Consider the following 24085-nt stretch of genomic DNA (forward strand, 5'->3'; position numbering starts at 1 on the left):
AAGCGGGCCCGTCACGACCCGCTAGAGCGCTAAGGGGTGGGCGCGGTCGGGCAGTAGAGCTGCGTGCGCTCGCCCGAGCGGTCGACGCGGTGCTCGGACATGGGCGCTCCACAGAGCGGGCACGGGTTGTCGACCGACGACGGCGCCAGCGGCTCGTTGCGATCGCCGAGGGGCGGCGGGCCCAGATAGGGCAGCAGCGTGGCGGTGAGCCAACCGGTGATGCCACCGGCCTCCTTCACCGTCAGACGCTTCTTTTTGCTTCGTGCCATAATGATTAGTGTACATACTAAACGCGGAGGGTGCTCGGATGTCGGCAGCTGAACGAACGCACGCAACGGCGCAGACCGCGGCCGGGGCCGAGATGCTGCCCGCCGAGGCCGATGTGCTCGCGCTCGAGAACCAGGTCTGCTTCGCATTGGCCGTCGCGTCGCGCAGCGTGTTGGCGCTGTACCGGCCCGTGCTCGAACCGCTTGGGCTGACGCATCCTCAATATCTGGTGATGCTCGCGCTGTGGGAGAACGAGCCGCACTCGGTGAAAGAGCTCGGGCAGGTGCTGCAGCTCGAGCCGGCCACGTTGTCCCCATTACTCAAGCGCCTGGAAGCAGCCGGGCTCGTGCAGCGCCGGCGCTCCGCGCACGATGAACGCGTTCTCGACATCACACTGAGCGACACGGGGCGGGCGCTGCGATCGAAGGCCGAAGGCATCCCGACCACCATCGTCGGAGAACTTGGCATGACGCTCGACGAACTCGACGGCCTGCGCTCCACGCTGCACAGGCTCATCGCCGCAGCGGCACCCAGCGAGCCAGCAGCACCCTCCGCGACTCGGTAGCGCAACCGCCGCCGAAGCCGGAGCCTCGTGGAAGCCGCTGTGCAACGGAGGTCGCTGCTCGAAGGAATACACCGCACAACCGCCGCCGCGGCGCCGCGCTCGTCCGGCCTCACAAAGATGCTGCGCGAACCGTGCTCCGGTTCGACGCCCGGGTCAGGGCCAGAGCGTCGACTCGATCGACGACGTCATCTCCTGGGTGATCGTGTTCTCGTCACCGATCGTGCCCGCAAGCCAGGTGGACACCCACAGGCCGTCGCGGAAGAAATACTCTTCGGCGGTGTACCACTCGTCCAGCCGCTGGAAGATGCGGCATTTCGTGCCCTCTTCCCAGTCCTCGCACGAGGCACCGTTCGCCACGGCGAGCGCGATGGCCTCATCCTGCTGCGCGGGCGTGACCGCGTTGACGGAACTCGCCGTGCCGCCCTCGGTGGGTCCACCCCAGCGGCACTCGATGCCCGGCAAGCTCGCGCGGAGCGCCTCGATATCGGGGATGCGCGAGATGATCGGCTCGAGAAGCGGGCTATTCAACTCGGCCGAACCATACGTGTCGAGGTAGGCCTGGTCGAAGATCTTGTAGCAATCCGTCGGCAGAGCGACCGGAGCCGCCGGCTCGACGGGAGCCGCGCTGGACGTGGCCGGGGGCGCGGCGGTCGGTGACGCGGACGAAACCGCGGTGGCCGACGCCGAGACCGAAGCCGAAGGTGTCGACGACGAGAGGGGGTTGCTGCCCGAACGAGTGAGGAAGAACACGACGACGAGCGTGATGATCACCACCGCGGCCAGAATTCCGCCGACGAGGAGCCACACCCGGCGCTTCGAGGACGACCCCTTCAGAGGTTCGCCGCTCGCTCCGACGTCGGACGCTCCGGAATCCTCCGGCTGCAGACCATCGCGCGAACCCATCGACATGCGAACCCCCATCTCGAGGGCGTCGATGCGCCCTCCCCCACTCCGAAAACCTTGTCGTGGTCCAATCTATCGGGCGGCAGCGCGCATCGATGAGCACGGGGACTCCGCGATAATGGGCGGGTGAGCGATTACCTCGAACTGCCCGGCTTCACCCACGTCTACTCCGGCAAGGTGCGTGACCTGTACGAGCCCGACGCCGAGCGCACCGATGGCGCGGCCGGGCGCATGCTCGTCGTCGCCAGCGACCGGGTCAGCGCCTTCGACCACGTCCTGTCGCCCGCCATCCCGGGCAAAGGTGAGCTGCTGACCACGTTGAGCCTGTGGTGGTTCGACCAGCTGTCCGATGTTCCCAACCACCTCGTGGCCGATCACGAACTGCGCTCGGATGACGCGGCCAGCGATCCGGCCACCGTGCGCGAAATCATCCCCACCGAGGTGGTCGGCCGCAGCATGCTCGTCAAGAAGCTCGACATGTTCCCCGTCGAATGCGTCGTGCGCGGCTACCTGACCGGGTCGGGCTGGAAAGAGTACGAGGCCGACCAGAGCGTGTGCGGCATCCCGCTGCCCGCCGGCCTGCAGAACGGCGACCGGTTGCCCGAGCCGCTCTTCACCCCCGCCTACAAGGCGCCGCTCGGCGAACACGACGAGAACATCAGCTACGAGCGCGTCGTCGAACTCATCGGCGCCGACGACGCGGCAGCACTGCGCGACCTCTCGCTCTCCATCTACCGCCGCGCCTCCGCCCTCGCCGAGCCCGCCGGGGTCATCCTCGCCGACACCAAGTTCGAATTCGGCCGCGACCCCCACACGGGCGAGATCGTCCTGGCCGACGAAGTGCTCACGTCCGACTCGTCCCGCTATTGGGATGCCGAGGCGTGGGCATCCGGCGGAACCCCGGCCGAGCGCATGGCCTCGTTCGACAAGCAGATCGTGCGCGACTGGCTGGCCGCGAACTGGGACCAGACGGGCACCCCGCCCGAGCTGCCCGCCGACATCGTCGCGCGCACGACCGAGCGCTACCAAGACATCCTCACGCTTCTGACGGGTGCGGCGGCCGCCACCCGATAGGGCCCGGCGCTCAACACGTCAACCACTTGTCTGCCCCCGGGGGCTGGATAGCCTGAAAGTATGGCTGTCACAGAACTCTGGCTCATCCGGCACGGCGAGAGCATCGCCAACCGGGCCGCGAGCGCCGCCGAAGCGGAGGGCGCCGAGGTCATCCACATCGAGATGCGCGACGCCGACGTGCCCCTCTCGGAGGACGGCGAGCAGCAGGCCGCCGCGCTCGGGTCGGTCTTCGCCGACCACGACGAACGGCTGCGCCACGACAGCACCCGACTGTGGGTGTCGAACTACCTGCGCGCCCGACAAACCCTCGCCATCGCCCTCGATGCGGCGCAGCTGCCGCTCTCGCCGCGGCGCGACGAACGGCTGCGCGACCGCGAGCTCGGCATCCTCGACCTACTCACGCGCCACGGCGTGCAGACGCGGCATCCCGAAGAAGAGGAGCGCCGCGACTGGCTCGGCAAGTTCTCCTACCGACCGCCCGGCGGCGAATCCTGGGCCGACCTGGCCCTGCGGCTGCGCAGCGTGCTGCGCGACATCGAGGACGATGCGCACGACACCGGTTCGGACAGCCTCGGGGTGATCGTCGCCCACGACTCGATCGTCATGCTGCTGCTCTACGTGTGCCTCGGCTGGGACGAGGCCGAACTGCTCGAATTCGCCGCGTCGCACTCGGTGAAGAACGCGTCGCTGACCCGCATCAGCCGCGGCGCCCCCGGCGAGCCCGGCGAGCCCTGGAAGCTCGACGATTTCTCGGACACCACCCACCTCGAACGCGCCGGCGCACCCGTCACCCACCACTCGGGCGAGCGCGACGACACCCGCAGCGACGGGTCGCCCGAGGCGGCCGTCATCGGAGGAAGAGCATGAGCGACACCGACACGACATCCGCAGCATCCGCAGGCGACTCGACCGCACGGTCCGCGCAGACACCCAACGCACAACTCGAAGCGACGCCGTCGCCCACGCCCGCAACCACGCCCACGCCCACGCCGACCGTCATCACACCGAACCTGTTGCGCGAGTGGACACTCCCGGGCGGTGGTGACTCGAAGTACGGCCGCGGGCAGGTCGTCGTCGTGGGCGGCGCCCTCCGGTCCCCCGGTGCCGCGCAGCTCGCGGGTCTCGCCGCCCTGCGCGTCGGGGCCGGCCGGCTCACACTCGCCGTCGCCCGGTCGGTCGCACCGCACGTGGCCGTGGCCGTGCCCGAATCGGGCGTCGCACCTCTCGCCGAAACCGACGACGGACACGTCGCGGGCTCCACGGTGCGAGACATCGCCGACGACCTCTCCTCCGCCGATGTCGTGCTCGTGGGGCCGGGGCTCGACGACGCCGACGAAGCCGAAGCGCTGCTGCGCGAGCTCCCCGACCTGCTCGGGGACGACACCATCCTGGCCCTGGATGCCTACGCGCTCGGCGTCCTCCCGAAAGTCGACGAGATCGTGCAGACCTTCGCGAACCGACTCGTCCTCACCCCCAACACGAGCGAAGCCGACCGCCTGCTCGAGCGCGATTCCGACGAGGATGCCGACACCGACCTCGTCGCCGACACCCTCGCCATCGCGCGCCGCTACCAGGCCGTCGTCTCATGCCACAACGTCATCGCCCACCCGGACGGCCGCGTCTGGCAGTCGGGCACGGGTCACAGCGGCCTCGGCACATCCGGCTCGGGAGACGTTCTCGCGGGTGCCATCACGGGACTCTGCGCGCGGGGAGCCGAGCCAGCGCAGGCCGCCGTCTGGGCCTCGCACGCACACGCCGCCGCCGGAGATCGGCTCTCGGTGCGCGTCGGCCCGCTCGGTTTCCTCGCTCGCGAACTGCTCGACGAGCTGCCCCTCATCCTCGTCGAGGTCGAAGGCTAGTCAGTCGTCGTCGCGTTTCCCGTCGCGGCGCCCTGAGCGCTGCGTCCCGCGCTCCGACATCATCGACAGCACGAACAGCAGCCACAGCAGCGCGAAGATCACGAGCGCCGCGACGAGGTCACTCCACCGTGCGGGGAAGAGTCGGCCGTCGATCGACAACACGAGCACCGTTTCGATCACCGCGAAAGCCCCGAAGAACACAGCGAGGATGATTCGAGTCTTGCGAATGCTGCGGCCGCGCAGATGCATCTCGGTGCGGCGCATCTCGAGGATCAGAGCCAGCAGGAGCACCGGCATGATCTGTGAGAGCGCCGTCGCCGTGGGGGCATCGAACAGCCACATCTCCATGATGCGAGGTTACGCGTCGCGCCGCTTCAACAACACGGCTGCGACGACCAGCGACACGACGGCCCAGGCCACGCTCACGATAACGGCGACCCAGCCCTCGACATCCATCGACCCGGTCGGGATGGTGTGCATCTGCCCGCCCGCGCTGGACAGCAGGTAGGGGGCGAGGTCGTGCAGCCACTCGAGCGGAACGAGCAGGAAGAGGGGCGGCAGGATGAGCAGCACACCCACGGCCGCGGCGATCGCGCCGGCGCCGCTGCGGATGATCGTGCCGAGGCCCAGTGAGAAGACCGCCACGATGGCGAGGTAGGCGGCGCCGCCGATGAGGGCGATGACGGTCTGCGGGTCGTCGAGGTGGGCCTCGAAACCCTTGCCCTCGAGGATGGGCGTGACGATCAGGTAGGTGCCGAACAGCGTGATCAGCCCGACGCCGAACGTGACGAGCGCCAGCACGACGGCCTTGGCGAACAGCACGGGCAGGCGCTTCGGCACGGCCGCGAGCGAGGAACGGATCATGCCCGTCGAGTACTCGCTCGTGATGTTGAGCGCTCCGAGGATGGCGGCGACGAGCGAGGCCATCGACATGCCCGCGGTTGCCGAAGTAAGGGCCCAGTCGGTGGCGGCGGCAGCGGCAGCATCGGCCGGGCTGCCCGGGCCGCCGGGACCAGAAGCGGCACCGGCATCCCCCGCCTCGAGGAAGGTGGCGATCAACAGGCCGAGACCCACGCTGATGAGCACGAGGATGGCGAGCGACCACACGGTCGAGCGCACGGTCGTCAGCTTGATCCATTCGGAGACGAGCAGGCCGCCGAAGGTGAGCTTGCCGCGCTGGGCGGGTGCGGGGGCGCCCGCGTGGGAACGGCTGGGGGCGGATGTCGTGCTCATCGGGTCGCCTCCTGGGCGTCGGAAGCGGAAGCAGAAGCCGAAGTAGACGGCGCGGCGGCGTGGGCACCGGCGGGCGCCGAGTCCTGCTCACCCACCCCGGTTCGATACTCGACCTCGTCTTGCGTGAGGCGCATGAACACGTCCTCGAGCGACGCCGACGTGGGCGTGAGCTCGTGCAACGCGATGCCGTTCGCGGCGGCCGTATCGCCGATGATCTCGGCGGTCAGCCCCGTCACCGAGGCGGTTCCGGGAGACACGGGCGCGAGCGCGACGTTCGGCCGGCCGAGCGCCACGAGGGCCGCGGCCAACTCGTCAATGCGCGGGCTCTTCACCTGCACGGCCGCGGTCTGGTCACCGGCGAGGATGTCGGCGATCGGAGCATCCGCAATCACGCGACCCCGGCCCAACACGATCAGGTGGTCGGCGGTCTGAGCCATCTCGCTCATGAGGTGCGACGACAGCAGAACCGTGCGCCCCTCGGCGGCGAGGTAGCGCACCAGCTGGCGCACCCAGAGCACGCCCTCGGGGTCGAGGCCGTTGACGGGTTCGTCGAGGATGAGCACGCGCGGGTCGCCCAGCAGGGCCGCCGCGATGCCGAGGCGCTGCCCCATGCCGAGCGAGAAGCCGCCGACGCGTTTCTTGGCCACGCCCGTGAGTCCGGTCATCTCGATGACCTCGTTCACGCGCGACGTGGGGATGCCGTGGGTTGCCGCCATGGCGCGGAGGTGGTTGTAGGCGCTGCGGCCCGTGTGCACGGCCTTGGCGTCGAGCAGTACGCCGACCTCGTGCAGCGGGGCCGGGTAGTCGGCGTACGGCTTGCCGTCGACCGTCACGGAGCCGCTCGTCGGGCGGTCGAGCCCCACGATCATGCGCATGGTGGTGGACTTGCCGGCGCCGTTGGGCCCGAGGAACCCCGTGACCTTGCCGGATTGGACGGTGAAACTCACGTCGTTGACGGCGGTCTTATCGCCGTACTGTTTCGTGAGCGAACGGGCTTCGATCATGCGGATGTCCTCACTGTGGCGGAGATTCCATGCTGACAGGGCGACCATACGGGCCACAATCGTCCGTCAGGGGGACATTCCGCCCGCGACTGCACCCGTCGGAGTAGGCCGCCGGAGTCGACCGCGGGGTGAGAGCGAGCGATTGTACGCTCACCGTCGCACGCGAAGAAAGCCCCTGCAGAGCATCCGCACCGGGCGTAGGTTGGAGTCATGAGCGACAAGATCGAGACCCCAGAGGAAGATTCCAACGGTTCGACCAACGTGTCCGACGAGGAGACGCAGAAGACCGACAACCTGCCCGACGGCACGGGCACCGATGGCAACGACGACGAGCCTCAGGCCGACACCGTTTCGGGCGGTTCACCCGAGTAGGGCGCCCACCCACCATCGCCCCCGTCATTCGGAGAACACTCCGGGAGGCGGGGGTTTTTCTTTGCCGCCGGCAGCCTGTTGCCCGGAGCCGACGCCGGAAGCCGCGGCCTGGAGCCGGCCCGCCGCCAAGAACCGAGGACCCATGCAAACCTTCGTGCCCTTCGCCGATTTCGACGAGAGCGCCCGCGTGCTCGACGACCGTCGCCTCGGCAAACAACGCGTCGAGACGCTGCAGATCATGCGCGCCCTCACCATCCCGACCTATGGATGGCAGAACCACCCCGTCACGCGCATGTGGCGTGGTTACCGAGCCGCGCTTATGGACTATCAGGAGGCGACGTGTGCCGAGTGGGTGCGCCGCGGTTTCGGTGACACGTGCCTCGAAAAGACGCTGGATGACCTCGCCACCGCCCCGGCCGACCTCGACGCCTACATCGGCGAGACGTTCGAACGCCCGCCCTGGCTCGCCGACGAGTCGATCATGCTCTCGCACCGCTCGAACCTGTTGCGCAAGTTTCCGGAGTTCTACGCGCCCCTCTTCCCCGACGTGCCGCCCGACCTCGACTACGTCTGGCCCGTCACCGGCCCGACCGTCTAGCGCCACCACCGCCGCGCAGGAAACGCAGACCGACCCTCAGTTCCGCGGGGTGAGGCCGCAGAGCCGAGGGCCGGTTGATGCAGCGGCGCGCGCTGCCGAACGTGCGACCTAGATGAGGCCCTTTGACAGTGCGTTGGGCGTGCCGAAGCGGTGCGCCGTGATGCTGACGGCCTGCTCCTGCAGGAACGGGAGCAGCTCGACGCGGCCCGACTCGGTGACCGGGTTGCCGTAGATGCCGAGGTCGGGACGACCGCCCGTCGCGGCGGCCAGGGCCGAGACCGAGCCGCCGATGAGGCGCACACGGTCGGCGCGGCTGCGGCCGGCGCGGGCGAGGAATGCCTCATCCGACTCGACCGTCACGCGCAGGTCGCGCGCCTCGAGAACCGACTGGATGCGTGCGGGCAGCGCCTCGGGCACCGACACCGTGGGACGCGCACCGGCTGCGAAGGCCGCCGACACGACGCGCACGAGGTCGGCGAGCGACTCCCCCTCCGACAGGCGGATGGCCGTGTGACGCGGCAGGTAGCGGAACACGTTGCGCTCGGCGCTCAGGCCCGAGACATCCGTCGCGGTTCCGAAACGGGTCGCCCACGCTTCGGCGTCGCTCGCGAGTGCGCGCTCGAGGCGGTCGATGGCGGGGATGCCGGAGGTGGCGTCGAGCCCGCCGGACGCGAGGGCCGCGTCGCGCAGCGCCACGACATCCGGGTTGGTGACGGGCGTCGACGCGGATGCCGTGTCCGACTGCCAGGAGCCCAGACCGATGAGGTAGTTCGGTCCGCCGGCCTTGGTGCCGGGGCCCACGGCCGACTTCTTCCAGCCGCCGAACGGCTGACGACGCACGATGGCGCCCGTGATGCCGCGGTTGATGTAGAGGTTTCCGGCCGCGACATCCGCCAGCCACACCTCGAGGTCGGCGGGGTCGAGCGAGTGCAGCCCGGCGGTCAGACCGTAGTCGACCTCGTTCTGCAGGGCGATGGCCTCGTCGAGCGTGGCCGCCGTCATGATGCCGAGGATGGGGCCGAAGTACTCGGTCTTGTGGAACGTCGACCCTCGGCGCACACCGTCACGGATGCCGGGGCTCCACAGACGCCCGGTGTCGTCGAGTTTCTGCGGCTGCACGAGCCAGCTCTCGCCCGCGCCCAGTTCGGTGAGGCCCGAGAGCAGCTTGCCCGCGGCGGGTTCGATGACCGGCCCCATCTGCGTTGTCGCATCGGTCGGGTAGCCGACCGTGAGCGACGACACGGCGTCGACGAGCTGGTCGTGGAACCGGCGCGAGCGGGCCACCGAGCCGACGAGGATGACGAGCGACGCGGCCGAGCACTTCTGGCCGGCGTGACCGAACGCCGAGTTCACGACATCCTTCACGGCCAGGTCGATATCGGCGCTCGGGGCGACGATGATGGCGTTCTTGCCGCTGGTCTCGGCGAGCAGGGGCAGGTCGTGGCGGAACGAGCGGAACAGCTCGGCCGTCTCGTAGCCGCCGGTCAAGATGACGCGGTCGACGCTCGGGTGCGCGATGAGCTCGCGGCCGAGGGCCCCCTCGTCGACCTGCACGAGCTGGAAGACGTCGGTGGGGATGCCGGCCTCCCACAGCGCGTCGGCCAGCACGGCGCCGCAGCGGGATGCCTGGGGCGCGGGTTTCATGATCACCGACGACCCGGCGGCCAACGCGGCGAGCGCCGACCCGGCGGGAATCGCCACGGGGAAGTTCCACGGCGGGGCGACGACCGTGAGGCGCGCGGGCACGAAGGTGGCGCCGTCGACGCGGTCGAGTTCGCGCGCCTGCTCGGCGTAGAAGTGGGCGAAGTCGATGGCTTCCGAGATCTCGGGGTCGGCCTGGTCGACGGTCTTGCCGGTTTCGGCGGCCATTACCTCGATGAGGCGTGCCCGGTTCTGTTCGAGCACGTCGCCCACGCGGTGCAGCAGTTCGGCGCGGCCGTCTCCGCCTCGCGCGGCCCAGTCGCCCGCGGCTTGCGTGGCCGTTGTGATGCGCTCGGTCAGCGCCTTCTTGGTCGTGACGGTGGATGCCTCGAGCGTGTCGAGCCCCAGCCGCGTGTCGGCCACGCGCGACAGGATGTCGCGGGCCCACTCGCGGTTGGCGGGCAGCGACGGGTCGGTGTCGGGCGTGTTCTCGAACGTGTCGGTGGGCGCGGCGGCGGCCGGCAGCTGGCGGTTCTGCGTGCGGTTCGGCCCGGGCACGGCGCGGTCGAAGTCGGCGAGCGAGGCCAGGAAACGGTTCTTCTCGCGCTCGAACAGCTCCTCGTTGGCGGACAGCTCGAACACGGCCGACATGAAGTTCGACGACGAGGCGCCCTCTTCGAGGCGGCGGATGAGGTAGGCGATGGCCACGTCGAACTCCTGCGGGTGCACGACGGGCGTGTAGAGCAGCAGGCTGCCGACATCCTTCTTGACGGCCGCGGCCTGGCCCTGCGCCATGCCGAGCAGCATTTCGAATTCGATGCCGTCGCGCGCGCCCCGGCGGCCGGCGAGCAGCCAGGCGAAGGCGATGTCGAAGAGGTTGTGCCCGGCCACACCGATGCGCACGTTCTTCACGCGGTCGGGGTGCAGGGCGTAGTCGACGACGCGCTTGTAGTTGGTGTCGCTGTCCTGTTTGCTGCCCCAGGTGGCGAGGGGCCAGTCGTGCAGCGAGGCCTCGACCTGTTCCATGGGCAGGTTGGCACCCTTGACGATGCGCACCTTGATGGCGGCACCCCCGGTGGCACGGCGGGTGGCGGCCCACTCCTGCAGGCGCATCATGGCCGAGAGCGCGTCGGGCAGGTAGGCCTGCAGCACGATGCCGGCCTCGAGGTCGTGGAACTCGGGCTTGTCGAGGATGCGCGTGAAGACCGCGATCGTCAGGTCGAGGTCCTTGTACTCCTCCATGTCGAGGTTGATGAATTTGGGCGTGGATGCTGCGGCCGCACGCTCGAACAGGGGCGTCAGGCTCTCGACGACGTGGTCGACATCCTCGTCGAACGCCCACGGCGAGTGCGGGTTCACCGTCGAGGACACCTTGATCGACACGTAGTCGACGTCGTCGCGTGCGAGGAGGGCGTGGGTTCCCGCGAGGCGGCGCGATGCCTCCTTCTGGCCGAGGACGGCCTCGCCCAGCAGGTTCACGTTCAGGCGCACGTCGTCGCGCTTGATCTTGGCGATGGCCGCGCCGAGCTTCTGGTCGGTGGCGTCAACGATGAGGTGGCTCACCATCTGGCGCAACACCTTGCGGGCGATGGGGATGACGACGCCCGGCAGGATGGGGGCCGCGATGCCGCCGAGGCGCACGGCCGCGCGCATGGGCACCGGCAGGAACGCGGGCACCTTGGGGGCCAGACGAGCCAGGTTGCGCGCGGCGACGGTGAGGTCCTCGGGCCGCACGACGCCGTCGACGAAGCCGACCGTGAAGTCGAGGCCGTTGGGGTCTTTCAGCACGCCCGCGAGCTGCTGCGCCGAGGCGTCGACGGGCTGGTCGTCGGCCGCGGTCAGCCAGCGGCGCACGAGCGCAATGGCCTCGTCGGACAGGCCGGCGAACTCCTGCTCGAACGAGGTGTCCGCGGCGGCGGCAGCGATGGAAGCGCTGGCCGAGCCCTCCTCACGCGCGGGTTCGGGGGCCGAAGCGGAGCGGTTCTCGGTGACGTCGGTCATTGACTGTCCTTTACGCGGAGGCGGCGCCGGTCGGGCGTCGCCTGAGGAGGTGGGGGTGAATTCAGTATGCGTTCGCAATCTAGTTATGAATAGCAACTCTTTCCGAGCGGTATCCATTAGTATTTCCGAAGAATGAAGGGGGCCGGATGCTCGACGTGCGACGATTGCGCCTGCTGCGCGAGCTCAGCATCCGCGGCACCCTCGCCGACGTCGCCGCGGCACTGAATTTCAGCCCCTCGACGGTGTCGCAGCAACTCTCGATCTTCGAGCAGGAGACGGGCGTCGAGCTGCTGCGCAAGGTGGGCCGGCGCGTGCAACTCACCCCCGAGGCCGAGATGCTCGTGGCGCACACGGCCGAGCTGCTCGACATCCTCGAACGCGCCGAGGGCCAGCTGCGCGGTGCCGAAGATCGCGCGAGCGGCACCGTGCGCGTGGCCGTGTTCCAATCGGCGGCGCTGGCGCTCATGCCCGACGCGCTCAACACCATGCGCACGCAGCATCCGGATGTCCGCGTCGAGATGACGCAGCGCGAACCCGAGACCGCGCTCTCCGAGACCTGGGCGCGTGACTACGACATGGTCGTGGCCGAGCAATACCCGGCCCACGCCGCGCCGCTCTGGCCCGACCTCGACCGACAGCAGCTGACGACCGACGCCATCCGCCTGGCCGCGCCGCCCGAGAGCCGCCAGCTGCACGCCGTCGACCGCATCGAGGACGCCGCCGACCTCGCCTGGGTGATGGAACCGCACGGCACGGCCTCGCGCCACTTCGCCGAGCAGCTGTGCCGCCGGGCCGGTTTCGAACCCGACGTGCGCTATCAGACCGCCGACCTGCAGGCGCAGATCCGCCTCATCGAATCGGGCAACGCCGTCGCGCTCATGCCCGATCTCGTCTGGACGGGCCGCGACACGTCGTGCCGCCTGATCGACCTGCAGGACGCTCCCCGCCGCACCATCTTCACGTCGGTGCGGCACTCGGGCGCCGAACACCCGGCCACCGTCGCCTTCCGCGCGGTGCTCGCCTCGACGGCACGGGCCCTCGCGGACGCGAATGGTGCCACTGAGCGCCCCTGATTCCATCCAAATACATGGTTTCCTCAGGTTCGGACGGTACTTTCTCCTCCGCAAGGGGAGTAATCCACCAACGGAAGCTTCGTCAATACGGACCCATCGCCGCGTCCCGGAGCAACGGCCATCACACGCGCAACCCACGCGATGGCGGATGAGACTTTGAATCCTATTTCGACGACCCCTTGGAGCCTCACGTGAACGTGACCCCCACCATCTGGCTGATCACCATCGCGGTGACCATCGCCTTCTTCGTGTACGAATTCTTCGCCCACGTGCGCAAACCGCACGAGCCCTCGATCGGCGAATCCGCCCGCTGGTCGGCCTTCTACATCGGCCTGGCCCTCATCTTCGGCGTGGGCATCGGCATTTTCTCCGGCTGGAGCTTCGGCGGCGAGTACTTCGCCGGCTACCTCACCGAGAAGGCCCTGTCGATCGACAATCTCTTCGTGTTCCTGATCATCATGACGGGCTTCGCGGTGCCGAAGGCCTACCAGCAGAAGGTGCTGATGATCGGCATCATCATCGCCCTCATCCTGCGCGGCATCTTCATCGCCGTGGGCGCCGGCCTGATCGAGAATTACTCCTGGATCTTCTACATCTTCGGCGCGCTGCTGCTGTTCCTGGCCTACCGCCAGGCGTTCAGCAACCACGAGAGCGACCCCGCCAACGGCAAGATGATCACGTTCGCCCGCCGCATCCTGCCGCTCACCGACGACTACCACCGCGACCGCATTACCGTGAAGATCAACGGCAAGCGCTTCTTCACCCCCATGCTGCTGACGATCATCGCCATCGGCTTCGTGGACCTCGTGTTCGCCGTCGACTCGATCCCCGCCATCTACGGCCTCACGAGCGAGGCCTACATCGTGTTCACGGCCAACGCCTTCGCCCTCATGGGTCTGCGTCAGCTGTACTTCCTCATCGGTGGGCTGCTCGAGCGCCTCGTCTATCTGGCGCAGGGGCTGGCCGTCATCCTGGCGTTCATCGGTGTGAAGCTCGTGCTGCACGCCCTGCACGTGAACGAACTGCCCTTCATCAACGGCGGCGAGCACGTCGAGTGGGCGCCCGAGATCCCCATCTGGTTCTCGCTCGTGTTCATCGGCCTGACGATCGCCGTGGCCACCGTTCTCAGCCTGCGCAAGACGCGCGGTCAGGCGAAGCAGACCGCCAAGGTCGGGGCCCCGGATGCCGCCACCGCCCACGCCGCCGGTGCACCGGTCGAGGGCTCGGCCAAGCCGGCGCACCCCACCGAATCGGGCGTGCAGCCGGGCACGGCGCCCGACGTGGGCGACAAGCGTTCGGTCGACGAGAACCGCTAACCCCCTGCACCACCTCGCGAAGCGCGCGGGCATCCTCGGATGTCTGCGCGCTTCGGCGTTTCGCGGCCCCCTCTCAGCACGTCGTCTCCGTGTGTCATCCTGGCCAGATGACTCGATCCATGAAGCCCACCCCACGCCACTCACGCACGAAGGCGTCGCGACTGGTCGGCACCCTCGGTCGGGTGGGCGCGCTCGGTGCGGGCCTCGCACTCCTCGCCGGCTGCGCGTCGTCGAACCCGGCGAGCTCCGGCGTGACCACCGAGTATTCCGGCTCGTTCGTGCAGCAGACGCCCGGGCAGGTCGTCGTCGATTGGCCGGCCGGCGCAGCCGTCGACTATCAGCTCGGCGGTGCCTACGAACCCGATGCGGGGGTCGGCATCGTCGTGCGCGACAGCGCCGAGACGCCCGCGCCGGGGGTCTACTCGATCTGTTACGTCAACGGGTTCCAGACGCAGCCGGGCGCCGAGTGGCCCGAGGAGTTGATCCTGCACGACGCGTCGGGCGCCGAGGTCTTCGATCCGGGGTGGCCGGATGAGCGCATCCTCGACAGTTCGACGGCCGAGAAACGTGAGGGCATCGTGCGTCAGTTGACCGCGGTCGTGGGGCACTGCGCATCCGACGGCTATCAGGCGGTCGAGTTCGACAACCTCGACTCCTACACGCGGTCAGATGGCGCGCTCGACGTGGCCGACGCCGAAGCGCTCGCGACGCTGCTCGTCGGGCTGGCGCACGACAACGGTCTCGACGCGGGTCAGAAGAACACGGCCGAGCTCGGCGACCGCGGGCGCACCACGATCGGTTTTGACTTCGCGGTCGCCGAGGAGTGCCAGCGCTTCGACGAGTGTGCGGTCTACGCCGACGTCTACGGCGACCGCGTGATCGACATCGAATACACGGATGACCTGGGCGGCACGGTCGCCGAGGTGTGCGACGACCCGCAGCTGCCCGCATCCACCGTCATCCGCGATCGCGATCTCGTGCCCGCCGGCGACGAGGGCTACGAGCTGCAGCGCTGCTCCTGAGGGGCGCGTCCGCGTCATTCTTCGTCACAGTTCGGGATTTCGAACTGACCTCCAGGATGCGTCCTTAGCGTGGGGGCAGTCCATCCGTATTCCGAGGAGTTTCGATGACCGATATCCGCACGCTGCCCTCCGCCGAACCGCTCAAATTCGCCTACTGGGTGCCCAACGTCTCGGGCGGCCTCGTCGTCTCGACCATCGAACAGCGCACCTCGTGGGACTACGACTACAACGTGAAACTCGCGCAGACCGCCGAGCGCGTGGGCTTTGAATACGCGCTCAGCCAGGTGCGATACGCGTCGAGCTACGGCGCCGCGCAACAGCACGAGTCGACCAGCATGAGCCTCGCCCTGCTGCTCGCCACCGAGAAGCTCAAGGTCATCGCCGCCGTGCATCCCGGCTTCTGGGAGCCCGCCGTTCTCGCCAAGTTCATCCTCACAGCCGACCAGTTCTCGAAGGGCCGGGCTGCCGTCAACGTCGTCTCGGGATGGTTCAAGAACGAGTACACCGACCTGGGCCTGCCCTGGCTCGAACACGACGAACGCTACCGTCGGTCCGCTGAATTCATCGAGATGCTGCGGGGGCTTTGGACGACCGAGGAGTTCGACTTCAACGGCGACTTCTACCGCTCGCACGGGTTCAGCCTGCGACCCGGGCCCTACCCCGTGGAGGGGCGAGCGCATCCCGAGATCTTCCAAGGCGGCAACTCGACGGCAGCCCGCTTCAACGGTGGCGCCCACGCCGATTGGTATTTCTCGAACGGCAAGGACTTCGACGGTTTCACCGAGCAGTACGACGATGTCACGGCCGTCGCGCGGGCGCACAACCGCACGGTGCGTTTCGGGCTGAACGGGTTCACCATCGTGCGCGACAGCGAGGCCGAGGCCCGCGAGCAGCTGCGCGAGATCATCGCGCACGCCGACGTGAAATCGGTCGAAGCGTTCCGCGCCTCCGTGCAGCAGGCGGGAGCCTCGACGGGCGACAAGAAGGGCATGTGGGCCGACTCGTCGTTCGACGACCTCGTGCAATACAACGACGGGTTCCGCACGCGACTCATCGGCGACGCCGAACAGGTGGCCACGCGCATCGTGGACTACAAGAAGCGCGGCGTCGACCTCATGCTGCTCGGCTTCCTGCACTTCATCGAGGAGGTCGAACAGTTCGGCGAGAAGGTTCTGCCGATCGTGCGCAGCCTCGAGGCCGATCTGCTGCGCGCGGGGGACGTCGCCGACTAGCCGACTAGCTGGCTAGCTGGCTAGCTGGCTAGCTGGGTGTGCGGCCGAGCAGAGATCTCCCCGGTCGCACGGGCGCGGCGAGCTGTCACGCGGATTGCCAGAAACCCGGGGCATCTGCCATCCTCGATAGTCCCCGCCGCACGGGCGGACGCACCACCGGGAGATCCACCATGAGCATTTGGCGCACGAAGAGTGTCGAAGAATCGCTGGCCGACAGCAAGCTGGAGGGTCAGAGCCTGAAGCGCTCGCTCGGCCCCGTCGACCTCGCGCTCATGGGCGTCGCGGTCGCGGTGGGCGCCGGAATCTTCTCGGTCGGCGCCAAGGCCGCGGCCAACTATGCGGGCCCGTCGGTGACGATCGCGTTCGTCTTCGCCGCCGTCACGTGTGCGCTCGCGATCATGTGTTACGCCGAGTTCGCCTCGGCCGTGCCGGTCGCCGGTTCGGCCTACACCTTCACCTATGCCACGCTCGGCGAGTTGCTGGCCTGGATCATCGGCTGGGACCTGATCCTCGAAATGCTCACCGCCGCGGCCGTGATCGCCAAGTACTGGGGCATCTACCTGGCCGACGTGTTCGCGATCCTGGGGTGGAACGTGCCCAAGACGCTCGACGTCTTCGGCGTGCAGATCAGCTGGGGCGCGTTCATCATCGTCGCCATCTTCACCACCCTGCTGGCCATCGGCACGCAGCTCTCCTCGCGCGTCAGCTCGGTGTTCACGATCATCAAGATCGCCATCGTGTTGTTCGTCATCGTGGTGGGCGCGTTCTTCATCCGCCCCGAGAACTACTCGCCGTTCATCCCGCCGGCCGTTCCCACCGAGGGCGGCGCAGCGGATGTCTGGACCCAATCACTCTTCGCCTTCGCCACGGGTGCGCAGCCCGCACAATACGGTTTCTTCGGACTCATCGCCGGAGCATCCCTCGTCTTCTTCGCCTTCATCGGCTTCGACGTGGTGGCCACGAGCGCCGAAGAGGTGCGCAACCCGCAGAAGAACCTGCCGCGCGGAATCTTCGCGGGCCTCGGCATCGTCACCGTGCTCTACATCGGCGTCACCCTCGTGCTCACGGGCATGGTGCCCTACACGACCCTCGCCGAAGCCGACGATCCCTCGCTCAGCACGGCTTTCACGGCCGTCGGCGCGAACTGGGCCGCCGGCATCATCTCGGTCGGCATCCTCGTGGGCCTCACCACCGTGATCATGGTGCTGCTGCTCGGCCTCGCGCGCGTGATCTTCGCCATGAGCCGCGACGGCCTGCTGCCCGGATGGCTGAGCAAGACGTCATCCAAGAGCAAGACGCCCATCCGCACGCAGATCATCGTCGGTGCCCTCGTGGCCGTCATCGCCGGCTTCACCGACGTCGGCGTGCTCGAAGAAATGATCAACATCGGCACGCTGTCGGCGTTCGTGCTCGTGAGCATCGGCGTGGTCGTGCTGCGCAAGAAGCGGCCCGACCTGCCGCGCGCGTTCAAGGTTCCGCTGTCGCCGTATCTGCCGATCCTGTCGGCCGCGCTCTGCCTGTGGCTCATGCTCGGGCTCACGACGCTCACGTGGGTGCGGTTCGCGGCGTGGCTGGCACTCGGCCTCATCATCTACTTCACCTACAGTCGCCGTCACTCGCGCGTGGGCCTGGCCGAGAAAGCCGCGTCGGGCGCGTTGCGTGACGGGTCCACCGAGCCGCGGGCCTGATCGGGAATGCCGCGGGCGCGACATCCGTTTTCATGAATATGAATACGTTTGAGGCGACCGTGCCCACGCCCGGCGACAAGCTCGCCGCCGACACCGCAATGGGCCCCGTGACGCTGCTCGTGGCCGACCTGGATGGCATGACCACCTACTACCGGGACGCCGTCACGTTGCGCGTGCTCAGCGCCGACCGACACACCGTCACGCTCGGCCGCGGCACCACGCCCGTCGTCATCCTCGAGCACTCCCCCGCCCTGGCGCACGCGCCCAGCGGCTCGGCCGGGCTGTTCCACACCGCCATCCTGTTCGACACGCAGGCGGCCCTCGCGGCATCCCTCTACTCGGTGGCCCGCCACGCGCCCGGAACCTTCACGGGCAGCGCCGACCACCTCGTCAGCCAGGCCTTCTACTTCACCGACCCCGAGGGCAACGGCGTCGAACTCTATTGGGACCGCGACCGCAGCGACTGGAGCTGGGTGCACGGCCAGGTCGAGATGGACACCATTTTCCTCGACCCGAACCAGTACCTCGCCGACCACCTCACCGACGAGGCCGCCGACGCCCCGGGTGACGAGACGCTCTTCGGCGGCGCGCGCGTCGGCCACATCCACCTCTCGGTGGGGGATGTCGCCACCGCCCGCAGCTTCTACGTCGACACGCTCGGCTTCGACCAGACGGCGGCCGTCGGCAACACGGCCGTCTTCGTGTCGGCGGGCGGCTACCACCACCACATGGCCATGAACGTCTGGAACTCGCGCGGAGCCGGGCCGCGCATGCCCGCACTCGGCCTCGGTCGCGTCGACATCGTCGTGCCCGACGGCGACGCGCTCGGCGCCCTGGGCGAGCGCCTGGCGCACTACCGCGTCGAGCGTCAGGACGACGGGCGCACCGTGAGCTTCGACGACCCGTGGAACAACCGCCTGTTCGTGACGACGGGCGCCGGCGCGGCGTAAGCGGGGCGTTCCCGCTGCACATTCGCAGCTTTGGGCGACCCCGGCCCCCTAGTGTGTGACCGTGACACAGGGCGGGGATGATCGGGGGGCGCGGCGCGGCGTGCGGTCCCCGTGGGCGATCGATCTGCTCGGCGTCCTCGTGGCCGTGCTTCTCACCCTGCTCGCGGTGCTGCATCTGCTGTCGACGTCGCGTTCGTGGCTGCTATTCTTCGACGGCGACTCGATCATCCTGCCGCTCTTCGAACGCTCGCTGCAGGCGGGGCAGCCCTTCGAATGGGCCATGTCGACGACTGTCTTCCTCATCGAGATCCCGGTCTATCTCGTGCTGGCCGTCCTCACGGCGAACCCGTTCGATGCCCTCACCGTGAACGCCGTCCTCAATCTCGTCGCCCTCTACGCGCTGGTCCGGCTGATCGCCGGGCTGAGCCTTCCGGGGCGCGGCCGCCGATTCGTCGTCGCGGTGAGTCTGCTGACGTTCGCCGTGCCGCTCGCCGCCACCCTGCTCGAGTCGACCACCAACGCCGACTCCTTGGAGCTCTTCTCGCTCCTCGCGACGACCACGTATTACTACCCCACCGTGCTCGCGATGCTCGTGGCGGCCTGGCTGCTGGCACGGCTCGTCGAGCGTGACGCACCGGCCGGCCGGGCCACCCGTGCCGCGTCGAGACGTCGAGTGGCGCTGCTGGTGACTCTCGGCATCCTCACCGTCGTCAGTGTCACCTCGAACCCGCTCTATGGCGTGTGGACGGCCGCGCCCGCCGTGGTCACGCTGATCGCCCTGGCGGGTCTCGGCCGCATTCCCTGGCGCGCGGCGCTCACACCCGCGGTGATCCTGATCGCTGGATGCTTCGGCGGCATGCTCGTGCGCAAACCGCTCGCCCCCTACCTCTCGATGGACCCGGCCAACTACCTGCACATCGGAGACATCCTCACACCCCTGCGGTTCTATGGCGCGGCGATCGTCGACATGTTCTCGCGTCCGGCAGGCGTCATCGAGCTCGTTCTGCTGTCTGCCCTCGCCAGCGTCACGGTGGTGGCGGGCTTCGCCGCTCTCCGGATGCCGCAGCTGCCCGTGCGCCGACAACTCCTCTTCCTTCTCGCCGCCGTCACGGTGCTCGCGGTCGCGGTGGGTTCGGTGCTCGTCGGCACCAACGCCACCCGTTACTTGCAGCCGCTCGCGTTCGCGCCGCTGCTCGTGTTGCCCGCACTCGTGGGCCAGGGCCTCGACGCAGTGCGTCACAGGAAAAGCGTGCGTGCCTCATTCCCGAACCGGGGCGCTGCCGGGGCGCGGACCGCCGCACGCGTTTTCTCCCAGCCCGACGTCTCGACGCCCGCGCCCCCGCCGAGCGCGTCGACGACTCGCCGCGCGGCCCTCGGCCTGGTCCTCGTTGTCCTGCTGCTGGGCGGCATCACGGGCACGGGTGCTGCGGTCGCCGCGTCGGCGTCTCGGGCTCATCTGCCCGGCGCGGCCTGTCTCGAGGGATGGCTGGCCGGGCGCACGCTCACGGGGGCCGGCCAGTTCTGGGCTATCCGCGGGTTGAAAACCTATGGCGCACCCGACGTGCGTCTGGTGCAGATCGACGAATATCTGAATGCCCGACCGTGGATGGTGAACCTCGCCGATTACGACGGCACGCCGCTCTCCTACCTCATCGTCGACGATCGTTCGGCATGGGGCGAAGAACTCGTCGACACCATGGGAGCGCCGCGCGCGAACATCTCGTGCGGCACCTACACGATCCTCGACTACACGGGCACGCGCGGCGAGAGGGTCCTCACCACCCGCGTCACCGAATCGGCCACCCTGCAGCGCGTACAGCGGGGGTTCGAGTCCCGGCCGCACGGTTGAGGCGGCGCTTGCTATCGGGTCTCCGTTTTCCGACCCGTGCCGCCGGTCGACCCCTCCCGCGTGAACACCGTGGCGCCGATCGGCCTCACTCAGAGGTCGACGTCGTGCGCCGGCACGCTGCCGCTGTGCGCATCGAGGGAACCCATTTCGTCACGATGGGTCTCGGGCCGCTCGTTGTCCTCGGTGGACACCTGCGCGAGGGCGATCGGGATGTTGGGGCTGATGAGGATCTCGACGGGTTGCGGCTTGCCCTCCCCGAAGTTCACGGTCATCCAGCGGGGGCCGGTGCCGGCCAGGCCCTCTTCGATCGTCTTCTTCACCGCCTCGACGGTGGTTCGGGGCAGGGAGTAGTGCATTCCGCCATAGGCGATGTCGACGCGGCGCATGGGTCTCCTTAGGCGGCGGGTTCTTTGACCAGGTGCAGGCCGCCGGGCGAATTGGCCGTGGCCGTGAGCGCCTCGATCCACGCCTTGTTGATCTGCGGTGGCCGGCCGCCGAGGAACTTGTAGACCAGCGAGATGGTGGGGTCGAGCCACACCGTCGTGCGGCCATCGCCGATATCGGCGTCGTCCTTCCAGCTGAAGATGAAGGATTCGCGGCGGCGCAGCTTTGCGGTGATGACGATTTGCAAGTGAGCCAGCGTGCGGTCATCGAAATCGATCACCAGCGATGCGTCATAAGTGAGTTTTCCCATGGCGTCTTTCCGTTCGTTGAGCACCCACGTTCCTCGCCTTCGGCGGTGAGCGCAATGGCATGCTCGAGTTTGATCAGGAACCCGTCTCAGACGTAGTCGTCGTCGACCGCCTCGACGTCGCCCTCGTCGAAGGGCCGCCCGGTGCCGACCGCGAGGTTCTTGACGAGCGCGTGCAGGGAGTCGACGAGTTCCTCGTCGACGATCTCCTCTGCATTGTCTGTGTATGCCTCGGCGACGAGTTGGCTCGCCGGCCCGAGGAGGAGGTTGGCCCGCCCTTGCGTGCCGTCGTCGCGACGGATCGGGATGTCCACTGTGGCGGATGAATTCCGCCGGGCGAGCGCACCCGCGTAGGCGAGGACCGCCCGCGAAATGTCGGTGCCGGTGCGAAGGGTGTCATTCGCGTAGTAGATCATTTCCATCCCGACAGTCAACGACCGTGAACCGATCCTGACAACCCTCTTGCGTTTGCGGCCCGCAACCTGCTTCGCGGCCATCCGTGCGCTGAACGCAGAGGGGGCGCGAACACCCTCGGACGATTCGACCTGGCTCGGCGATACCGGAATGATGAGACCAGGTCAACAGCGAGGGGCGCACCGTGAGCGACGTACGACAACAATCCGATCCAGGTCTCGATGCCGCGCCGTCGTTCACACCGGGGCGGGCCGGCGGTGTCATCGCGGCGATCTTCATGCCGGTGGGGCTGCTCATCGGCTGGATCATCCAGTTCTCGGCGTTGCTGGCTCGCGACTTCAGCGGGGCGGGCGGCGACTCCGACGACGTCGTGCTGCTCGTCTGGTTTCTCGTCGGGGCAGCGGTCGGTGCCGGCATCCCGCTCGCGGTGCTCATCGTGACCGTGCGCGGCGTGCGACGAAACCCGAGGTTCTCGCGCATCGCGCTCGTCGCATCGATAATCGTGCTCGTCTTCGCGGTGCCCTCGAACCTGATCCTGCTCGGATTCCAGATCCCTCAGGCGATCGACGAGGTGGTGTCGAAAGCTCAGCCGCCCACCGCGGCCGAGACCCACTTCTCGAACGGGAGCGCCGCCGCCGAGCTCAGGGAGTTGGGTGATCGCACGGTCGAGATCCTCGGCGGCGATCCCAGCAATTCGTTCTCCCCGAATGGCCTCCCGGTGCGGGCTCTGGCCGAGGAGTGCACTCTCGAGAACTCGAAGCCCGGCACGAGCTGGAGGTACTCGTTCGCGGCCGAACTTCTGGTCGACGCGGATGGCGCACCCCTCGTGGCTGAGGGCGACGACAGGCTTCCGACCGCGACCGACGATCTCGATGGCGTGCGCGCGTATTGGGAATCGAAGGGCATCGCCTCCGAGGCCGACTCGGCGTCGGCGGCGGGCAACCAATTCGTTGCCCAGGCGGACTGGCTGGATACCTACTCCTACGCCCGCCCGGGCCCCGATGTGATCTTGACGACGATCTGTCTCGCCGACTGACGACCTACTTGATCTTGGCGCGCAGGGCTGCGGCGGCCGCTCCGACGTCGGGGGCGCTGTAGATCGCGCTGCCGGCGACGGCGACGTCGGCGCCCGACTCCTGCACCGACTCGATGGTGTCGACGGTGATTCCGCCGGCCACCGAGAACGGCACGCCCGAGGAGGTGCCGTCGGTCAGCAGCGTGCCGAACGTGAAGCCATCCTCGGCCTGCTCGTCGAGGCCCGCGTGCATCTCGACGAACTGGGCGCCGAGGGCCACGACCTCCTTGGCGCGGGCGGACTTGTCGGGGACGCCGATGAGGTCGACGACGATGCCCTTGCCGTGCTTCGTGGCGGCCTTGACGGCTCCGACGATGGTGCTGTCGCCCGCGACGCCGAGAACGGTCACGAGGTCGGCTCCGGCCTGGAAGGCGATGTCGGCTTCGAGCTCACCGGCATCCATCGTCTTGAGGTCGGCGAAGACGATCTTGTCGGGGTGGGCGTCCTTGATGGCCGTGATGGCGCTGAGGCCGGCGCTCTTGATGAGCGGCGTGCCGAGCTCGATGATGTCCACGTGCGGCGCGGCGGCGGCTGCCAGCTCGAGGGCGGCGTCGGTCGTGAGGGTGTCCATGGCGAATTGCAGTTTCATTGTGTTCTTCCTTGACGGGTGTCGATGGATGGATGAGCGAGAGCCGTGCGCTCTACTCGAGGTTTGCGTGGCGCGGCCAGATGTCGTCGGCCGTCAGCCCCGACGCCTTCCACAGCTGGTGGAACACGGCGTCGCCGATCAGCACGACCGACTGCTCGAAGAGGCTGCCGGCGTATTGCGCCGAGGCTGTGCCGGAACGGTCGAGCTTGGTGGCGGCGGGGACGACGATCGCCACGTCGGCGAGATCGGCGAGGGGCGAGTCTGCCGCGGTCGTGATGGCCGCGATGCGCGCGGAGACCGACCGGGCCGTCTCGGCGGCGTGCACGACGCTGCCGGTGGTGCCCGACCCGCTCGCGGCGAGCAGCGCGTCACCCTCGCGGATGGCGGGCGTCGTGGTCTCACCGACGACGAAGACCGTCAGGCCCAGGTGCATGAGGCGCATGGCCGTCATCTGCAGCGCGAATCCCGAGCGGCCGGCCCCCTGCACGAAGACGCGATCTGCGCCCGAAAGCAGGTGTGCGACGGCCTCGAGCTGACGGTCGTCGATGCTGTCGGCGAGCGCGTCGAGTTCGGCCATGATGGTGGCCAGGGCGGTCGCTTCGGTGTCGGTGTCTACGGGCATGACTCCAGTCTGCGAGGGTCGGCCCGCGCGTGCGGCCACCCTTTGGA

25 protein-coding genes are annotated in these 24085 nt (G+C 68.4%); 14 read left to right on the forward strand and 11 right to left on the reverse strand.

Annotated elements, in window-relative coordinates:
* Positions 1 to 29: 29 nt before the first annotated feature.
* On the reverse strand, positions 30 to 269 hold the full coding sequence (locus tag ACUWEX_RS13215) for a hypothetical protein (protein ID WP_445996548.1): 240 nt from the start codon (positions 267 to 269) through the stop codon (positions 30 to 32).
* Positions 270 to 361: 92 nt separating this feature from the next.
* Here ACUWEX_RS13215 and ACUWEX_RS13220 point away from each other — a divergent pair, with 92 nt between their 5' ends.
* Positions 362 to 832, forward strand: a complete 471-nt coding sequence (locus ACUWEX_RS13220; RefSeq protein WP_445997651.1) for a MarR family winged helix-turn-helix transcriptional regulator — start codon at positions 362 to 364, stop codon at positions 830 to 832.
* A gap of 153 nt (positions 833 to 985) precedes the next feature.
* On the opposite strand, the gene ACUWEX_RS13225 is transcribed toward ACUWEX_RS13220, so the two are convergent.
* A complete protein-coding gene (locus ACUWEX_RS13225) occupies positions 986 to 1741 on the reverse strand; it encodes a hypothetical protein (protein WP_445996549.1) in 756 nt (251 codons plus the stop codon).
* A gap of 120 nt (positions 1742 to 1861) precedes the next feature.
* Between ACUWEX_RS13225 and ACUWEX_RS13230 the strand changes: the two genes are divergently transcribed.
* Genes ACUWEX_RS13230 through ACUWEX_RS13240 form a run of 3 tightly spaced genes read left to right on the forward strand, consistent with a single transcriptional unit; the run spans position 1862 to position 4668 of the window.
* Positions 1862 to 2809: a phosphoribosylaminoimidazolesuccinocarboxamide synthase gene (locus tag ACUWEX_RS13230; protein WP_445996550.1), complete on the forward strand. Its 948-nt coding sequence runs from the start codon at positions 1862 to 1864 to the stop codon at positions 2807 to 2809.
* Positions 2810 to 2869: 60 nt separating this feature from the next.
* Positions 2870 to 3676, forward strand: a complete 807-nt coding sequence (locus tag ACUWEX_RS13235; protein WP_445996551.1) for a histidine phosphatase family protein — start codon at positions 2870 to 2872, stop codon at positions 3674 to 3676.
* Positions 3673 to 4668: an NAD(P)H-hydrate dehydratase gene (locus ACUWEX_RS13240; protein ID WP_445996552.1), complete on the forward strand. Its 996-nt coding sequence runs from the start codon at positions 3673 to 3675 to the stop codon at positions 4666 to 4668. Before ACUWEX_RS13235 ends, ACUWEX_RS13240 begins: the two co-directional genes overlap by 4 nt.
* On the opposite strand, the gene ACUWEX_RS13245 is transcribed toward ACUWEX_RS13240, so the two are convergent.
* Genes ACUWEX_RS13245 through ACUWEX_RS13255 form a run of 3 tightly spaced genes read right to left on the reverse strand, consistent with a single transcriptional unit; the run spans position 4669 to position 6905 of the window.
* Positions 4669 to 5016, reverse strand: coding sequence for a hypothetical protein (locus ACUWEX_RS13245; RefSeq protein WP_079728639.1), 348 nt, complete (start codon positions 5014 to 5016; stop codon positions 4669 to 4671).
* Between the two features lie 9 nt (positions 5017 to 5025).
* Positions 5026 to 5901 (reverse strand): ABC transporter permease subunit, encoded by an 876-nt coding sequence (locus tag ACUWEX_RS13250; RefSeq protein ID WP_445996553.1) that lies wholly within the window; start codon positions 5899 to 5901, stop codon positions 5026 to 5028.
* Positions 5898 to 6905 carry an ABC transporter ATP-binding protein gene (locus ACUWEX_RS13255; protein WP_445996554.1) on the reverse strand — a complete coding sequence of 336 codons (1008 nt, stop codon included), beginning with the start codon at positions 6903 to 6905 and terminating at the stop codon, positions 5898 to 5900. Before ACUWEX_RS13255 ends, ACUWEX_RS13250 begins: the two co-directional genes overlap by 4 nt.
* 210 nt (positions 6906 to 7115) lie before the next feature.
* On the opposite strand from ACUWEX_RS13255, the gene ACUWEX_RS13260 reads away from it, so the two are divergent.
* On the forward strand, positions 7116 to 7277 hold the full coding sequence (locus ACUWEX_RS13260; protein ID WP_159449542.1) for a hypothetical protein: 162 nt from the start codon (positions 7116 to 7118) through the stop codon (positions 7275 to 7277).
* Positions 7278 to 7419: 142 nt separating this feature from the next.
* Positions 7420 to 7875, forward strand: coding sequence for an MSMEG_6728 family protein (locus ACUWEX_RS13265; protein WP_445996555.1), 456 nt, complete (start codon positions 7420 to 7422; stop codon positions 7873 to 7875).
* 108 nt (positions 7876 to 7983) lie between these two features.
* On the opposite strand, the gene ACUWEX_RS13270 is transcribed toward ACUWEX_RS13265, so the two are convergent.
* Positions 7984 to 11517, reverse strand: a complete 3534-nt coding sequence (locus ACUWEX_RS13270; protein ID WP_445996556.1) for a bifunctional proline dehydrogenase/L-glutamate gamma-semialdehyde dehydrogenase — start codon at positions 11515 to 11517, stop codon at positions 7984 to 7986.
* Between the two features lie 146 nt (positions 11518 to 11663).
* Between ACUWEX_RS13270 and ACUWEX_RS13275 the strand changes: the two genes are divergently transcribed.
* The 7 genes from ACUWEX_RS13275 (at position 11664) to ACUWEX_RS13305 (ending at position 20647) form a co-directional block, all read left to right on the forward strand.
* Positions 11664 to 12590, forward strand: coding sequence for a LysR substrate-binding domain-containing protein (locus tag ACUWEX_RS13275; RefSeq protein ID WP_445996557.1), 927 nt, complete (start codon positions 11664 to 11666; stop codon positions 12588 to 12590).
* A 191-nt stretch (positions 12591 to 12781) separates the two neighbouring features.
* Positions 12782 to 13906 carry a TerC family protein gene (locus ACUWEX_RS13280; protein WP_079728645.1) on the forward strand — a complete coding sequence of 375 codons (1125 nt, stop codon included), beginning with the start codon at positions 12782 to 12784 and terminating at the stop codon, positions 13904 to 13906.
* Between the two features lie 119 nt (positions 13907 to 14025).
* Positions 14026 to 14928, forward strand: a complete 903-nt coding sequence (locus ACUWEX_RS13285) for an endo alpha-1,4 polygalactosaminidase (protein ID WP_445996558.1) — start codon at positions 14026 to 14028, stop codon at positions 14926 to 14928.
* Positions 14929 to 15032: 104 nt separating this feature from the next.
* On the forward strand, positions 15033 to 16160 hold the full coding sequence (gene sfnG / locus ACUWEX_RS13290; RefSeq protein WP_445996559.1) for a dimethylsulfone monooxygenase SfnG: 1128 nt from the start codon (positions 15033 to 15035) through the stop codon (positions 16158 to 16160).
* 170 nt (positions 16161 to 16330) lie between these two features.
* Positions 16331 to 17848 carry an amino acid permease gene (locus ACUWEX_RS13295; protein WP_079728648.1) on the forward strand — a complete coding sequence of 506 codons (1518 nt, stop codon included), beginning with the start codon at positions 16331 to 16333 and terminating at the stop codon, positions 17846 to 17848.
* A 38-nt stretch (positions 17849 to 17886) separates the two neighbouring features.
* Entirely contained in the window at positions 17887 to 18798 is a 912-nt protein-coding gene (locus tag ACUWEX_RS13300; protein WP_445996560.1) for a VOC family protein, read from the forward strand.
* Between the two features lie 61 nt (positions 18799 to 18859).
* Positions 18860 to 20647, forward strand: a complete 1788-nt coding sequence (locus tag ACUWEX_RS13305; RefSeq protein ID WP_445996561.1) for a hypothetical protein — start codon at positions 18860 to 18862, stop codon at positions 20645 to 20647.
* An 89-nt stretch (positions 20648 to 20736) separates the two neighbouring features.
* On the opposite strand, the gene ACUWEX_RS13310 is transcribed toward ACUWEX_RS13305, so the two are convergent.
* The 3 genes from ACUWEX_RS13310 to ACUWEX_RS13320 form a co-directional block, all read right to left on the reverse strand.
* Positions 20737 to 21033, reverse strand: coding sequence for a hypothetical protein (locus ACUWEX_RS13310; protein WP_079728651.1), 297 nt, complete (start codon positions 21031 to 21033; stop codon positions 20737 to 20739).
* A gap of 8 nt (positions 21034 to 21041) precedes the next feature.
* Positions 21042 to 21341, reverse strand: a complete 300-nt coding sequence (locus tag ACUWEX_RS13315; protein ID WP_079728865.1) for a DUF7882 family protein — start codon at positions 21339 to 21341, stop codon at positions 21042 to 21044.
* Positions 21342 to 21427: 86 nt separating this feature from the next.
* Positions 21428 to 21835 carry a hypothetical protein gene (locus ACUWEX_RS13320; RefSeq protein WP_445996562.1) on the reverse strand — a complete coding sequence of 136 codons (408 nt, stop codon included), beginning with the start codon at positions 21833 to 21835 and terminating at the stop codon, positions 21428 to 21430.
* Positions 21836 to 21936: 101 nt separating this feature from the next.
* On the opposite strand from ACUWEX_RS13320, the gene ACUWEX_RS13325 reads away from it, so the two are divergent.
* Positions 21937 to 22788 carry a hypothetical protein gene (locus ACUWEX_RS13325; protein WP_079728653.1) on the forward strand — a complete coding sequence of 284 codons (852 nt, stop codon included), beginning with the start codon at positions 21937 to 21939 and terminating at the stop codon, positions 22786 to 22788.
* A 4-nt stretch (positions 22789 to 22792) separates the two neighbouring features.
* Here ACUWEX_RS13325 and hxlA read toward each other — a convergent pair whose 3' ends face one another.
* Complete coding sequence (hxlA, locus tag ACUWEX_RS13330) at positions 22793 to 23416, reverse strand: 3-hexulose-6-phosphate synthase (protein WP_077054858.1); 624 nt, start codon at positions 23414 to 23416, stop codon at positions 22793 to 22795.
* Between the two features lie 52 nt (positions 23417 to 23468).
* Entirely contained in the window at positions 23469 to 24038 is a 570-nt protein-coding gene (hxlB, locus tag ACUWEX_RS13335; protein ID WP_445996563.1) for a 6-phospho-3-hexuloisomerase, read from the reverse strand.
* Positions 24039 to 24085 lie beyond the last annotated feature (47 nt).

It is taken from the genome of Okibacterium fritillariae (genome assembly GCF_052783725.1).